Origin of the sequence: Photorhabdus sp. S10-54 (assembly GCF_963878145.1) — a bacterium.
Taxonomy (GTDB): domain Bacteria; phylum Pseudomonadota; class Gammaproteobacteria; order Enterobacterales; family Enterobacteriaceae; genus Photorhabdus; species Photorhabdus kayaii.
Map to the genome: position 1 here is coordinate 1 of NZ_CAWNXG010000071.1, position 11,954 is coordinate 11,954.

Annotated in this window: 17 protein-coding genes and 4 pseudogenes; 14 read left to right on the forward strand and 7 right to left on the reverse strand. The window is 42.1% G+C overall.

Going from position 1 to position 11,954, the window contains the following annotated elements:
• Positions 1–125 precede the first annotated feature (125 nt).
• The 9 genes and pseudogenes from AACQ83_RS22325 to AACQ83_RS22365 all read left to right on the forward strand — a co-directional run.
• Entirely contained in the window at positions 126–464 is a 339-nt protein-coding gene (locus tag AACQ83_RS22325) for a hypothetical protein (RefSeq protein WP_146747933.1), read from the forward strand.
• 28 nt (positions 465–492) lie between these two features.
• Positions 493–693, forward strand: a pseudogene (locus tag AACQ83_RS22330) (hypothetical protein); the annotation flags it as partial.
• A gap of 107 nt (positions 694–800) precedes the next feature.
• Positions 801–1,016 (forward strand): ATP-binding protein, encoded by a 216-nt coding sequence (locus tag AACQ83_RS22335; protein WP_315903376.1) that lies wholly within the window; start codon positions 801–803, stop codon positions 1,014–1,016.
• Positions 1,017–1,548: 532 nt separating this feature from the next.
• A complete protein-coding gene (locus AACQ83_RS22340; protein WP_112879665.1) occupies positions 1,549–1,890 on the forward strand; it encodes a bleomycin resistance protein in 342 nt (113 codons plus the stop codon).
• Positions 1,891–1,998: 108 nt separating this feature from the next.
• Positions 1,999–2,613: a condensation domain-containing protein gene (locus AACQ83_RS22345; protein WP_112879666.1), complete on the forward strand. Its 615-nt coding sequence runs from the start codon at positions 1,999–2,001 to the stop codon at positions 2,611–2,613.
• A 408-nt stretch (positions 2,614–3,021) separates the two neighbouring features.
• Positions 3,022–3,606 (forward strand): hypothetical protein, encoded by a 585-nt coding sequence (locus AACQ83_RS22350; RefSeq protein WP_112879667.1) that lies wholly within the window; start codon positions 3,022–3,024, stop codon positions 3,604–3,606.
• Positions 3,606–3,824 (forward strand): hypothetical protein, encoded by a 219-nt coding sequence (locus AACQ83_RS22355; protein WP_112879668.1) that lies wholly within the window; start codon positions 3,606–3,608, stop codon positions 3,822–3,824. The genes AACQ83_RS22350 and AACQ83_RS22355 overlap by 1 nt, the downstream gene beginning before the upstream one ends.
• A gap of 2 nt (positions 3,825–3,826) precedes the next feature.
• Positions 3,827–4,036 (forward strand): hypothetical protein, encoded by a 210-nt coding sequence (locus AACQ83_RS22360; protein ID WP_205074151.1) that lies wholly within the window; start codon positions 3,827–3,829, stop codon positions 4,034–4,036.
• Positions 3,987–4,554 (forward strand): annotated as a pseudogene (locus AACQ83_RS22365) (conjugal transfer protein TraG N-terminal domain-containing protein); the annotation flags it as partial. The gene AACQ83_RS22360 and the pseudogene AACQ83_RS22365, both read left to right, overlap by 50 nt.
• A 52-nt stretch (positions 4,555–4,606) precedes the next feature.
• Here the strand turns inward: AACQ83_RS22365 and AACQ83_RS22370 are convergent.
• Positions 4,607–4,990: a hypothetical protein gene (locus AACQ83_RS22370; RefSeq protein WP_112879669.1), complete on the reverse strand. Its 384-nt coding sequence runs from the start codon at positions 4,988–4,990 to the stop codon at positions 4,607–4,609.
• A gap of 269 nt (positions 4,991–5,259) precedes the next feature.
• On the opposite strand from AACQ83_RS22370, the gene AACQ83_RS22375 reads away from it, so the two are divergent.
• Positions 5,260–5,544, forward strand: coding sequence for a hypothetical protein (locus tag AACQ83_RS22375; RefSeq protein ID WP_112879670.1), 285 nt, complete (start codon positions 5,260–5,262; stop codon positions 5,542–5,544).
• Between the two features lie 368 nt (positions 5,545–5,912).
• On the opposite strand, the gene AACQ83_RS22380 is transcribed toward AACQ83_RS22375, so the two are convergent.
• Positions 5,913–6,497, reverse strand: a complete 585-nt coding sequence (locus AACQ83_RS22380; RefSeq protein WP_112879671.1) for a helix-turn-helix domain-containing protein — start codon at positions 6,495–6,497, stop codon at positions 5,913–5,915.
• 230 nt (positions 6,498–6,727) lie between these two features.
• On the opposite strand from AACQ83_RS22380, the gene AACQ83_RS22385 reads away from it, so the two are divergent.
• Positions 6,728–6,958: a helix-turn-helix domain-containing protein gene (locus tag AACQ83_RS22385; protein ID WP_112879676.1), complete on the forward strand. Its 231-nt coding sequence runs from the start codon at positions 6,728–6,730 to the stop codon at positions 6,956–6,958.
• A 254-nt stretch (positions 6,959–7,212) separates the two neighbouring features.
• Positions 7,213–7,575 (forward strand): hypothetical protein, encoded by a 363-nt coding sequence (locus AACQ83_RS22390; RefSeq protein WP_146747934.1) that lies wholly within the window; start codon positions 7,213–7,215, stop codon positions 7,573–7,575.
• A 105-nt stretch (positions 7,576–7,680) separates the two neighbouring features.
• On the opposite strand, the pseudogene AACQ83_RS22395 reads toward AACQ83_RS22390, so the two are convergent.
• From AACQ83_RS22395 to AACQ83_RS22410, 4 genes and pseudogenes are all read right to left on the reverse strand, one after another.
• Positions 7,681–7,839, reverse strand: a pseudogene (locus AACQ83_RS22395) (IS66 family transposase); the annotation flags it as partial.
• Between the two features lie 179 nt (positions 7,840–8,018).
• On the reverse strand, positions 8,019–8,321 hold the full coding sequence (locus tag AACQ83_RS22400) for a hypothetical protein (RefSeq protein WP_146748325.1): 303 nt from the start codon (positions 8,319–8,321) through the stop codon (positions 8,019–8,021).
• A 21-nt stretch (positions 8,322–8,342) separates the two neighbouring features.
• On the reverse strand, positions 8,343–9,173 hold the full coding sequence (locus AACQ83_RS22405) for a phosphoenolpyruvate hydrolase family protein (protein ID WP_112879673.1): 831 nt from the start codon (positions 9,171–9,173) through the stop codon (positions 8,343–8,345).
• Positions 9,157–10,410, reverse strand: a complete 1,254-nt coding sequence (locus tag AACQ83_RS22410) for a Tm-1-like ATP-binding domain-containing protein (RefSeq protein ID WP_112879674.1) — start codon at positions 10,408–10,410, stop codon at positions 9,157–9,159. Before AACQ83_RS22410 ends, AACQ83_RS22405 begins: the two co-directional genes overlap by 17 nt.
• Before the next feature lie 139 nt (positions 10,411–10,549).
• Between AACQ83_RS22410 and AACQ83_RS22415 the strand changes: the two genes are divergently transcribed.
• Positions 10,550–11,170: a TetR/AcrR family transcriptional regulator gene (locus tag AACQ83_RS22415; protein ID WP_112879675.1), complete on the forward strand. Its 621-nt coding sequence runs from the start codon at positions 10,550–10,552 to the stop codon at positions 11,168–11,170.
• Between the two features lie 197 nt (positions 11,171–11,367).
• Positions 11,368–11,553: pseudogene (locus AACQ83_RS22420) on the forward strand (transposase domain-containing protein); the annotation flags it as partial.
• A 190-nt stretch (positions 11,554–11,743) separates the two neighbouring features.
• Here the strand turns inward: AACQ83_RS22420 and AACQ83_RS22425 are convergent.
• Positions 11,744–11,954, reverse strand: a 211-nt coding sequence (locus AACQ83_RS22425) for a transposase (RefSeq protein ID WP_146747935.1), incomplete at its 5' end; no start/stop codon positions are given.

Here is an 11,954-nt window from a genome sequence, read left to right on the forward strand (position 1 = left end):
CAGTAAAGTTCTTCTAAAGTAGTCATAGCCTGAGGATCCCCACGATTTTGTTTTCTAAGCAAAAACTTTGATCGTGCCTCAGGCACTTAGTTCCTTTTTTCTTTTCTTCCTTATCCAGAGTTCAGGTGTATTACGTCATTCATCTTTCCCCGACTGACAGGATAGGGCGTCTGACGCGAAGTCGAACCCGGTGCTTGCATGCGGCATTTGTTCGCGAACTTGAAGGGGCACTTTTGCGGGCAGACAGGGATATTCTGTTTCGTTCTCATTTGATGCGACTAGCTCAGATACAACTGGCTTGTTCGGTTTTGGCGCATTACCCAACAAGGCGTTATCGGATGGTTAAAGTGGTTATCACTCGCTGGGAACGAACAGGGATTACATTACAAAACTTACTGTATGAATGGCGTTATGTTCCGACGGCTGCCTATGGTGTTATGGTGGTGGTGAAGCAGGAAAAATAACATCTTATATTGGGGAGCATGAAATTGTGTGGGGCAATGGCATAGCTGGTATCGGCACATTACCTTATCGCTACTGGCTCATGCGGCGCTGGCAGTTTTGCGGATAGGGGAGAAAAAAACGCCGGCGGGGCTGGTAGCCCTCAGCGTGGCGGAACTGCGTAAACTGCTGTCCAAATTAATGGAAAAAACGGGAGACACCGTCGAGCAGATTTTACATTGGTCATATTGACGACGACACCAATACTACGCACAACAATGTCATTATCGTCGCTGGGATAACCTTATGATTTCAGAGTAGTTACGGCTGTAGTATTAGGGGGATTTAAGGGGAAACAAATCAGCGATCTGCTGGATGTGATTGAGGACAGATACGAACAACGCAGCACGGTGATTGTGAGCCAATTACCGGTCAGTGAATGGTATGGGTTGATGGAAAATTCGACAGTTGCAGATGCGCTGTTAGGCCGATTGATCCACAACGCACATCGGCTGGAATTAACAGGAGAATCGCAACGGAAAAAAAGTCTGGCTGAAGCTGCGGAAGTAAGTTAAAAAGTGAGTGGTTACGAAGAAAAGATCAGATGGCCGGACGATACCGAAACAGCTGGCCGGACAAACCGAAATACGCAGGGGATCCCTCAGGCGCAGAGCCAATATAAATGAAGGCTATCTTGTGCAGGTTTTACTGGCCGGTTTAAATGTGAATGAAAAATGAGCCTTCACGCTCTTGCCCTGATTAAATGTTGATGACATGATAGGCAATCCATGCTAGGTAAAAATGCTATATTCATAGTAAATCATATTTAATAATTTATTGTTAATTCCTCATGATTTTAGGAGGTATTGTTGAATCTATTTTTATAGTCATATTACTTATTTAATGAGAGTAACGTACAGTGATTTGTCAGACAATCCTGTATGAGCGTTTAAAAATTATACCCAATGGATTTCAAGATGCATCGCGACGGCAAGGGAGTGAATCCCCGGGAGCATAGCAAACTATGTGACCGGGGTGAGCGAGTGCAGCCAACAAAGAGGCAACTTGAAAGATGACGGGTATATATATAAATAAAAGGGAAAATGTATGAGCGATTGGGAGGCTGTCCCTGTATTGGCTGCATTGGATCTAGATGAATTGGTTGACTTTTACACAAGTAAACTTGGGTTCCATTGCGACAATTTTGTTCCTAATGAATATGCGATAATTAGCAGAGGGGAAGCTGAAATCCATTTTTGGGCATGTAACGATAAGTACATTGCAGAGAACACTTCTTGCTATATTTTCGTGAAAGATATCCAAAGTGTGTTTCAAGAACTACAAGCGCAGATTGAAGTCTCTCCGCTTGCGGAAACTCCATGGGGCATGTTGGAGTTCCACCTAATTGATCCAAGTGGAAATTTACTTAAGTTTGGGCAGCCAGTTTAGCTGTTTAACGTTCTCCCCAACTCCTGTTTATTCAAAGTATATGGACATCGAACTTGAAAAATCCATTCAAACGTATGGCTTCTTTTTCCGCTGAAAAGAAGATAGAAATTGCCAGAAAGGTCAAGCAACACTGAGCAGAGTAAAAAAGAAAGGCATGCTGATGAAAAGGAGGGCGGAGAATCATTCATAGAGTGGTTGAAACTTCATCAGGAAAATAACAATGGAAATCAAAAAGAAGAAGCTCTGTCCCCTGTTACAAGTTCTCAGTTAAGGCTGTGGTATCTGAGTCAGATCAGCGACACCCATTTTATTGCCTACAATATTCCTGTTGCACTGCAGATAACAGGCAGTCTTGATGTTGCCAAGTTAAAGCAAAGTTTTGTAAAACTGGTTGAACGCCATGCATGCCTGAGAATGTGCTTTCCGGTGTTCGACGGCATTCCTTCTCAATGTGTCCTGGAGCAATTACAACCTGTTTTTATACAAAGTGTAAGAACACATGAAGAGGTGACTGACTACATACACAAGCGGGTAAAGATACCATTTGATTTGGAAAACGGCGCCTTGTTTAGGGTGGAATTGATGAATCTATCCAACACTGAACATCTACTGCTGGTGTGCTTTCACCATATTATTGCCGATGGATGGTCAGTTTCAATTCTCGTTAGAGATCTCGTCGCACTCTTTACCGATGAACAGACTCTCGCACAGACGAGAGCGTAAAAAACCGTGGGGCAATCATTTAAATGCTCCCCTCGGACGGCAGTTCTGAATGGCGAGCTAAAAGGCACAATTTGAACGTTGGTATCCCGGCATCAAAATTAATGAGCTAGTCGGAATATGGTTGATGGTTTTACATTAGCTATAGCGGCATAAACGCCAATGTAGTGCCCCACAGATTTTATGCTCTCTATATTGGAGTGTAATTTTCATTTTTTCATGTTGAATTTTTTATCGTCATCCTCTCTGGTTTTGCACAGTATTCTTCCCTGTATCGGGTAATCATATGATTAGACTCTAATCACTACTGAATAAGTCGCATTTCTGTGTCCGTTGTTTTGTCAAGCAACCCGATAATACTAAAAGTACGCCAGGCACAGTGCTAAATAAAACAAACAAGGATGTTGTGGTATGACAACTGAAATACCTCCTCTGTCGCCGTCGCCGTCGCCGACGTCTGAAGCTGAAATTGACAGCTTGCGGCAGGTGGTTTCTCAAAAGACCCAACCCAGGTTGTTGTTAAAAAAATGTCTGAGGTATCTGTCAATATTGCTTGTTATTGTCAGCATAGTGTTGCTGGCATTCGTGGTACGGCAGCAGCAACATCAGTTAGTGGAATTTCAGTCATTGATGCGAAATGGATCATTCCAGCATTTGTCTGATGAGGTGCAAAAGCTGCACGAACGGCTTGATAAAGCAGATATCGGCTTTGTCTCCCGTCAGGACTGGCAAATGCAAAATAACCGGTTTCATCAGGCATTGATAGCGCAACAGGGAGCTGTCAACGACCAACAGAAACAGCTCGCACAGTCAGTGACTGATTTAAGCCGTGCTCATCAGGACCTTACCGAAGTAGTGAGTGTATTGAAAAATACCGTGAAACAGCAGGAAATGCGCGTTGACGCAATAATCACGTGGAAATCTCAGCAGGAAAAGCATCTGGTAGAAAAGCTGGCACACCTGACCGGGAGGTTCTTCGAACGAAGAAACGGATAGTGGCCCCTTTCATACTTTCTGGTATTGAACGTCGGGGAGAACAAGTTTATGCCGTTATTATTCCACGAGACACAGATCCTCATTCCCAAATATCTCAAATGCGTTTACTGACTCCGGGTGAAAGTGCATTTGAGTGGACGTTGGTCAATATCTCTGATCATCAGGCTTTGTGCCAGGTACAGGGGCATCGTCAAACCCTGTCAGTCAATGGAGGGTAATGATGAGAAAAGATTTTTTCAGCCAGAGGAAGGGAGTGGTGCTGATTGGCGTTGTTATGTCTCTGTCAGCTTCGGCGGCACAGGTTGCTATCTCTGAACAGACAGTGACGGGAATGAAAGCGACTCAGCAACAGGTCACGCAGGCTGAAAACCACCTTGAAAAACGCCGCCGCATCTCAAGGGGGACATGTCTATGCAGGTTACGGGGGTAATGTGGATTTTACTCTGATGAATTTGGTGGGCCGGATAGCCTCATTGGGCGGGGAGTCTGGCGGCATTTCCGGCGTTTGATGCAATGCGCCAGGCATTACCGATGGTGCAGGCTGTTATATTGATGGCGGTGACTATCATATTACCGCTGATTATAGTATTTGCTGTCTACGAATATAAGACGGTTATTACGCTGACCTTTGTCATGTTTGCGCTAAACTTTTTGACATTCTGGTGGGAGTTGGCACGCTGGCTAGACAGTTGGCTTCTGGAGGCATTGTATGGTTCAGATACGCACAGCCGCTGGAATATGGCCGGTTTTTAGAATAGCACAGACGATATCATTATGAGTTTTGTGATGGGGACGATGTTTATTGTGTTGCCGGCATTGTGGATGAGTGCTTTGTCTTGGGCTGGAGTTAAAGTTGGTGGAGTAATAGAAAATGCAGGCAGCACAGCAACTAAGGATAGCAAGGCGGCTGGCAGTCAATTAGGTTCTAAGATATCTGGAAAGCTTTAATTGTTACTTAGTATAGCCTGATATGGATGACTGGATAGGGTTACTCTTGATCTCAACAGTCATCTGATTCCCATGAATGTCTTTTATAAGTGTCTTTATCCCAATCTTGTTCCCATGAAAAATGTTCATAAGCAGCTTTTTGCTCATTTATATTTGAATTTTTTTTATTCCACATGTTTTGAGAAATTCCTAGTAATAATACAAAGGCCAGTATAACCATTATAGCTATAGCCAATGACCCAAGCAGTAATGCAATAACTGAGCTGCCAACAAATAGATAAATTGGTAAATGTCCTATCCAACCGGGGAGATTGTATTTGTGGGCTTTGGCAACACAATGTGCATCCCGAATATGTAAACGCTGGCGTAAATTACGATAAATCCTGGCAGCTTTTGCTCCCCCGAATCTGAGTGCGCATTGTACGTTGTATGTCATGATGGTTAGTCATTGGGTAGTCTCTTGTTGAAACAATGTTCAGATAAATAATATGATTATTTTCTGGTTAGGTTAGCTAAAAGTTTGAGCTGCGTCTATGGTGTAACTGTGTATAACGCTTATTAAACGAAAAGTTAGTAGTTGTATTTTTAACCTGTCGATATTTTTAGTTTGCTATTCAGCTTCATGTTTATTATGAGCTTTTGTCAATACGTATAGATTGCTGTAAGATAACAATATTCATTTCTTCGTCTACCTATAATAAGCTAATGCCAACTTTTCATCAGACAGGATTTATTGAGGCTACTGTTGGAGAAATCCAGTATCACCGGTTTGATTTTTCTGTAGAAGATCGTAATTTTGTGATGATTTTTTCCGCTGTTGAAATATCTGATGTTGAATACCTCCAGATGCGCTCGGAAGAGGTCGGTTTTTCCATCCCTGAGCGTTGCTATGATGTTAAGTTTGACCGTCGGAGAATTTTGACAGTGGTGATTTCTACGCACCACCGCCACCAGATGCTATTTTCAGTAAGCTTGGGTATCAGGGCTTGATGAGGTTGGGTAAAGCATTTAGCGAGATTATCGGTCTACACTATCAATTTTATGATGCTAAGGCATATTTTGCTATGGCGGAAATTCTGAACTTAAGCAAATGTCCATAAGAGAGCGCAAAATCGAGGGCATGCGCCGTGCCAAAGCTGCTTTCGAGCTGGCTGAACGTTCTGGTACGTTAACAAAGCGCCCTGTTGTCATTGAGTGCTGATTTCTCTGTTATATCGATAGTGCTCCATCCAATCACTCCCTTTATTGAGTAGTGATAGGTTTTGGGGCCAAGTAATTTAATCTGTTCAGTTGTTTCAGTATCCACATCCACTCTAGCTCTTCTCTCTGTTTCAATATGCCTCGTTTTTAGATTGTGTTTAATTTTTGTTTGTTTCTTTACTTACAAGTGTAGTGATACAGCGTAAAATTTCTTTATCTGTTGATTCATTCCCAGCTAAAGCTATCTTTATTGTTTGTTTAAGAGTTTCTCTAATAGGCAATTCATTGATGGTATCTTCAATTGTAGATGTCTTGGTTTTAGGAGGTTCAGCAAGTATCCCTTCTATACCTTTGCGATGAATTAGTTTTATTAATGCATCCACATCCCTATCTTCCAATGAATCTAAAATAGATTGCCATGCTGTGCTTCTTTCCGTTGAGCTTTTTAGTTGTTCATGAATGGTTGTGGTTTGATTGTGAGGTTGTAACTGGTGATCACCAGTTGCAAGCCAATCTAGGGTGACACCTTCAATATCGCAGATTGATTGAGCTACATTGAGAGCAGGGATTGAGTCCCTTATGATGTAGTTATTCAGTGTTGAATACGATAATCCCCATTCTTTAGCTGCAGTTCTTACACTACGGCTGCCGATAAGATAAAGAAGTCTCTCCTTAAAGGTTTCTTTTCGGTCTTGTTCAAAAGAATCCATATTATGCTGTGCTTCCTTTCTCTTTTTAACCATATAACCACCTGAAAAAACAGATTTCCTGAAATTAATAAGTGAAATTATCTCAATTGAGTTGGTATTTTCTTTTTAAGGTCTCAATTTGGATCTATACTATACTCTAGTATAAGTAATCCTATAAAGTAGGGATAGCTTGCACTGGCAACCTTTTAGGGTAATTGAAATACAAATTGAAGTAAAACGTGCCATCAAAATCGTATATAGCCCGAAATATATCTTATTGGAGAATTATTGTGGAGAAAAAAGATTGGCACCCAGCAGATATTATCGCTGCTTTAAGAAAAAAGGGAACATCATTGGCAGCTGTTTCTAGAGAAGCAGGGCTGGCATCGTCAACGTTATCTAATGCCTTGCAAAGACCTTGGTGTAAAGGTGAAACAATTATTGCAAATGCATTAGGACAGAAGCCTGATGAAATCTGGCCTTCCCGTTACCAGAAAAGAAGGAAGAGATATTGATCTCCAAGAGAAAAAATATGGTGACAGTTATAGGAACCATAAAAGCAACGCTCTGAAAGTGCTGCAACACAACCAGAGCGTCTAACCACAACATTACAGGAACTAATGTATGGCTGATATGAATAGTAACACATCTTCATACTCAAAGCGTTATACATTTAACGCGCAATCTAATGTAGAAACCGAAGCACACACCTTGCTCACAGACTTTTCTTTGGTTTTAACTTCTTGTAAACCAATTGAGAAGCAATATTATGCGCAGTAGCATTCCAGATACTTCCGACGATAGTGATATATCTGATGTGAATATCATATGGTCTGGCATGTCGGATGCGATTGCATCGCTGGATTTCTCATGTGTTAGCGATACTGTGCTGTGTCAGCTAATTGAATCATCCAAAGAAAATACTATGGGCATTTGTCATGATGTAACTTTTCTTGGTGACTCAATGTTATCGTTTGCCAGCAATAATATTCATGAATTTACTCCAGAGAGTTTGTGTCAGCTCGGGCATAGCCTATCGGCTCTGAGTTCTCTATTACCGATGTTGTTTACTATGCATGAAAAAGCGAGTGGTGAATATTATCGTAGGGCTTTGAAAAACGAAATAAGATAGCCTTGTCAAATGAAACCGGAAAATTTTTGGATGGTTTTCCGGTTTACAGGCATAAACTATACGCCGACAGGATGTTCGATACTGTCGGTACTCATCAGGGCCGATTTTCCCCCTTCCTAGGGCCTGAACCGGTACCGGGATGTCGTCACCGTGCACTTTGCCCGGCATCACACGTACTGACGAGTTCGCTGACCCTGAGCAGCGACCCAGCGTGGCGTGGCTGTATATTTCAGACTGATGGTACAACGGCGTATGCTCCGCGAACTAATGCGGCCAGTCAGGACGATGGTGCAGGCGGGACTTATATTTTGGCGTTGAACACAATATCGCCTATAACAGCCAAATATACTGTTTACTACAAAGAAGCTGTAGATGCCACCATAACGGAGTGTCCGGGGATTGCCAATATAAAAGGCTGATTGTTCAGTCATCTAGTTACCCAGTCACGCAGAATATTGAGGGCTGCTTTTGCCTCGATCAGCACGCTCAAGAAAGTATTGAATACCATCTGGGGTGGGGGCTTCTGTCCAGCCAGTTGCCAGCCATTTTTTCGTTAACATCGCTGAGTAAGCCCCGGAGACAAGTGAGGCTGAGTTGTTGCGGCCCGGTAGGATGAAATAAGGGAGCCAGACAGGCATATGTTGGCTGGGCATGGCATATTGGGCACCTTTCCGTATTTTGAGGAAAAGAAAATAATGCGTCATCATAACGTAACCAATATTACGGTTGTAGTACTCAGTTTCCACATAGCTTAAGTATAATTCCCACTAACCCCGATTAGTTTCTTTAAATTTCTGGATCGTGTGTTTGATGGCTTGTTCTGTTGGCAAGCGTTCCATTGAACTAGCACCATAGAACCCATGACAATTGGGGCAATGAGCCAAAATATAGGCGACATCTTCCGGTTCCGAAATTGGGCCACCGTGACACAAAGTAATAATGTCATTTCGAATAGTTTTAGCTGCCGAAGCACAAGCATTAATGATTGGTATACAAGATTCCAGATCATATGATGTATTTGCACTAATATCACCGCCAGTGGTTAGCCCCAGATGTACGACGATGATATCAGCACCTGCTTGTGCCATAGCTTCAGCCTCTTTTACATTGAAAACATAAGGAGTGGTAATCATTCCCTTTTCATGTGCCAGGCGGATTAGCTCCACCTCCAATGCATAACCCATGCCTGTTTCTTCCAGATTTTTTCTGAACTTCCCATCAATAAGCCCTACAGTTGGGAAGTTTTGAATACCAGTAAAACCTTGTGCCTTCAGTTCATCCAGGAAAAGAGATAAATTACAGAATGGATCAGTACCACAGACACCCGCTAATACAGGTGTTTCCTTAACTATCGGCAATATTTCATTACCCATTTCTCTGACAATTTCATTTGCATTACCATATGGCATTAATCCGGCCAATGATCCTCTGCCAGCCATTCTGAAGCGTCCAGAATTATATACGATAATGAGGTCTGCCCCTCCTGCTTCCTCGCAACGCGCCGAAAGACCCGTGCCTGCGCCTGCTCCAATAATAGTTTCGTTACGTTCGACTTTTTGTTTTATAGCTTCAATAATTTGATTATATTTTTTCTTCATGAGAAATTCCCTGGTGTTCTATAATTTCCTTGAATTGTTGTATTACCAGAGCACAAAATTGTGGTGAGTTGATGTGAAAAGGTGTTTTTATAACTTTTCGCAATTCTGTTTGCTTTATTGTTTTTTTTAGTCCATGACAGAAAGCCTGTGTTGATGCAGGTAAATAAAAAGGTTGTTCAGGGCAATCTAGCGCAGAGAATCCGCCTTCCGGAATAATGAATCGAATAGGTCCATTACACTTATTAAGTTTGTTCCCTATCCAGATACCAAGTTGATAGTTTTCTTCGGGTGTGGTTCGCATCAATGTCACCTGAGAATTATGCTCGACAAATAGCCTATTGCTGTAGCGTTCTGGAACCGTGTCCTTTGCACCAAAGTTAACCATGTCCAAAGCACCAGCACTGCCAATCCACGGAATGCTTTTTTTTGCCATGACGTCTAAACGTGTGTCAGGACAACCCAAGACACCCCCAAATAACAGATCGGCAATTTCTGTTAATGTAATATCCAAAACGCAAACCAATTCTCCGTCTTTAGCCAATTTCTCCATGCTTGTTCCACCATTGCCGGTAGCATGAAAAGCGAGGCAATCGTATTGAGTATTTAACGCGGTAGTGAGCTGATTAATGCACGGAGTCGTCATACCAAACATCGTCAACCCTAAAACGGGTTTATGAATATCAGCCAATGGCGTAAAATAATTGACAGAGCCCGCCATCATATTTGCAGCATTAGACAATACTGCACGAGAAATACGGTTGAGTCCGTTGAGATCGGTTACCGTATACAGCATAGCAATATCGCTGTCCCTAACGTAGGCCGAGACATTCCCTGACGCCATCGTTGATACCATGATTTTAGGCAAACCGATCGGTAGGCTTTGCATTGCCGGAGTAATCAGCGCTGTTCCGCCTGAGCCTCCGATACCAATCACCCCCGCGATATCGTCGATTGAACTGTTCAGGAAATTTGTGAGGGCGACAGACATCGCGGTTATCGCTTTATTCCGTACGCCACAAAAAACAGGATCAGCGCCAGCGGGATGATACTCAGCGACCTGAAGTGAATGAATATCTATCTTTTTATGCTGATTATTCTGATGATTTTCCCCGGGAGTTGATGTAGACACATCAATGATAATTGAATCCACTCTTGCGAGGCGTAAACAATATTTCAACCAGACCAGCTCGTCCAGTTTTGTGTCTGCTGTGCCAACGACAACCACAAATCGCGTCATAGTGTTCACCCCATGTGGTAGACCTATTCAAAGACGAATGTAAACCTATTGTAATATTTTACAACATGCAAGTTACTTTTTATCATTAGTGATATTTTTTATTATTAATGCTATACGGTTAAAATTTTAAGGGGTTTAAATGATTCTGTTTGATGAAGAAAAGCTGTCGCCAGTCCGGCGTCGTACCCTGGAACGTATCACTCATTCAGCGCTGAAGTTATATCGTGAAAAAAAATTTCCGTCTCCTGAAGAGATTGCCAGTGAAGCTGAATATGCGAAGGTCACGTTGCGCAGCTACTTTTCAACCCATAGTGATTTTGTAGAGTATGTTGTAAAACAAGTTATTGGGTCATTCGTTGTCCCCCCTATGGGCAATAATGCAGAGGAAAATATTGAGAAATTATTAAGATGGGGTTATGAAGAAATAGAAGCCAATGAGGCGCTGATGAGGGATGCCTTACGCATTTCTCAGTTACGCTGGCAGGAATCTTTATCAGGTGAAGATAACGACAAACGACCTGTTTTGAAGAAAAAAAGTAACCGTAAAGAGACACTTTCTACGGCGTTAGCGCCTCTAAAAGGTCAGCTTAAAGATGACACAATACATAAGATTATTATGTTGATTTCAGTTTTATATGGTACAGAGGCTATGACTATTCTGAAAGATACTTTTGGTTTAGAAAATGATGAAATCATCAACTTAACGAGTTGGGCCGCAAAGTTGATTGTTCGGCAGGCCATTAATGAGGAGCTAAAATAATTCAGAAGACCATTTTTTAACATAAAGGGTAAACCGGGCACGAGGCCCGGTAAAAGTTTCTTTTGGTGCCGATAACTTCTGTTCACCAATCTTCTGATTAGATTAGATATAATCTGAGTTCTGGATAAAAAAATTGAACTAAATGCTTGTTCGAAAAACAGAGTTTTCGACCAAAAAAATTAAAGTGATGATATAAGGGTCATACCATCTGGCTCTTCGCAGACGCTGATAAAGGTGGTGAACGAGCGGCCCTTCTGTACAGTCTTATTGGTACCTGTCGGCTAAATAAAGTGGATCCCGAGGTCTGGCTACGCCATGTCATCAGTCATATCGCGGGCTGGCCTGCAAACCGGGTGCATGAGCTGGTCGATTTCACTTCTTAGCCACCGTCAATACGGCTTGAATGCACCGCTTACATAGGGGGAGAGGGAGTGTTTGAATATTCATCACTATCAATAAATCAGAGTCATTACCAAAGAAAGCGCTACCGACCTTGATTAAGAGATATAAATAAAGGTTCAAAGGTAGCGCTTAAATTATATTTATAATTTTCTCATGTAAATTTTTACCTGATTACCATCGAATCTCAGCTAGCTTGAGTAAATACTCAGGTATAGGTGCTGCCCGGATACATGAATAAATAAGCTGTTCGAATGCTTTTTTAAGGTTAAAGCGCCAATTGAACCTGAAACAGAATTCGGCAAGATAACGAGGTAAATACTTTTTGCTAATCGAATGATATGTTCCGCGTATCGAATTTTTTACATTACTCATCATTGTGTTA

Excerpts from the sequence above, each read along its gene's own strand:
- AACQ83_RS22340 (WP_112879665.1), top strand. The coding sequence starts at position 1,549 with ATGAGCGATTGGGAGGCTGTCCCTGTATTGGCTGCATTGGATCTAGAT.
- AACQ83_RS22350 (WP_112879667.1), top strand. The coding sequence starts at position 3,022 with ATGACAACTGAAATACCTCCTCTGTCGCCGTCGCCGTCGCCGACGTCT.
- AACQ83_RS22360 (WP_205074151.1), top strand. The coding sequence starts at position 3,827 with ATGAGAAAAGATTTTTTCAGCCAGAGGAAGGGAGTGGTGCTGATTGGC.
- AACQ83_RS22370 (WP_112879669.1), bottom strand. The coding sequence starts at position 4,990 with ATGACATACAACGTACAATGCGCACTCAGATTCGGGGGAGCAAAAGCT.
- AACQ83_RS22375 (WP_112879670.1), top strand. The coding sequence starts at position 5,260 with ATGCCAACTTTTCATCAGACAGGATTTATTGAGGCTACTGTTGGAGAA.
- AACQ83_RS22380 (WP_112879671.1), bottom strand. The coding sequence starts at position 6,497 with ATGGTTAAAAAGAGAAAGGAAGCACAGCATAATATGGATTCTTTTGAA.
- AACQ83_RS22390 (WP_146747934.1), top strand. The coding sequence starts at position 7,213 with ATGCGCAGTAGCATTCCAGATACTTCCGACGATAGTGATATATCTGAT.
- AACQ83_RS22405 (WP_112879673.1), bottom strand. The coding sequence starts at position 9,173 with ATGAAGAAAAAATATAATCAAATTATTGAAGCTATAAAACAAAAAGTC.
- AACQ83_RS22410 (WP_112879674.1), bottom strand. The coding sequence starts at position 10,410 with ATGACGCGATTTGTGGTTGTCGTTGGCACAGCAGACACAAAACTGGAC.
- AACQ83_RS22415 (WP_112879675.1), top strand. The coding sequence starts at position 10,550 with ATGATTCTGTTTGATGAAGAAAAGCTGTCGCCAGTCCGGCGTCGTACC.